The organism is Vibrio sp. 1580 (genome assembly GCF_033340055.1).
The window spans coordinates 1-823 of sequence record NZ_JAWOVT010000171.1 but is presented as its reverse complement, the minus strand read 5'-3'; the positions used below and the strand labels follow the sequence as shown (position 1 = coordinate 823).

The 823-nt window shown below is 48.7% G+C and carries 1 protein-coding gene; it reads left to right on the top strand.

Features of this window, described 5'->3' with window-relative positions; all coding sequences use genetic code 11:
- Positions 1–823 (top strand): ATP-binding cassette domain-containing protein (locus R7093_RS24795; RefSeq protein ID WP_318146962.1); only part of this gene is annotated, 823 nt, incomplete at both ends.

The following is an 823-nucleotide window of genomic DNA, read 5'->3' as shown; positions in this document are numbered from 1 at the left end:
CACTGAAACGTCTTGACGCTGTGTACGCTGCATACGCAGAACCAGATGCAGACTTTGATGCGCTAGCGAAAGAGCAAGGTGAACTAGAAGCTCTGATCCAAGCAAAAGACGGTCACAATCTAGAAAACACGCTAGAGCGTGCGGCAGATGCACTTCGTCTACCTGAGTGGGACCAAAAAATCGCTCACCTATCTGGTGGTGAACGTCGCCGTGTAGCAATTTGTCGTCTGCTTCTATCGAAACCAGACATGCTACTACTCGACGAACCAACCAACCACTTGGATGCAGAGTCGGTTGCATGGCTAGAACGCTTCCTAGTGGATTACTCTGGCACTGTTGTGGCGATCACCCACGACCGTTACTTCCTAGACAACGCAGCAGGTTGGATTCTTGAACTTGACCGTGGTGAAGGTATTCCATGGGAAGGTAACTACACCTCTTGGCTAGAGCAGAAAGATGCACGTCTACAACAAGAAGCATCACAAGAAAGCGCTCGCCAAAAGACCATCGAAAAAGAACTTGAATGGGTACGTAAAAACCCTAAAGGTCGCCAAGCAAAATCTAAAGCACGTATGGCGCGCTTTGAAGAGCTACAAAACACTGAGCACCAAAAACGTAACGAAACCAACGAGCTGTTCATCCCACCAGGTGAGCGTCTAGGTGACAAAGTGATTGAAGTGAAGAACCTGACTAAGTCGTTTGACGGTCGCGTTCTGATTGATGACCTATCGTTCAACATGCCTAAAGGTGCAATCGTGGGTATCATCGGTGCCAACGGCGCGGGTAAATCAACGCTATTCAAGATGCTAAGCGGCACTGAACA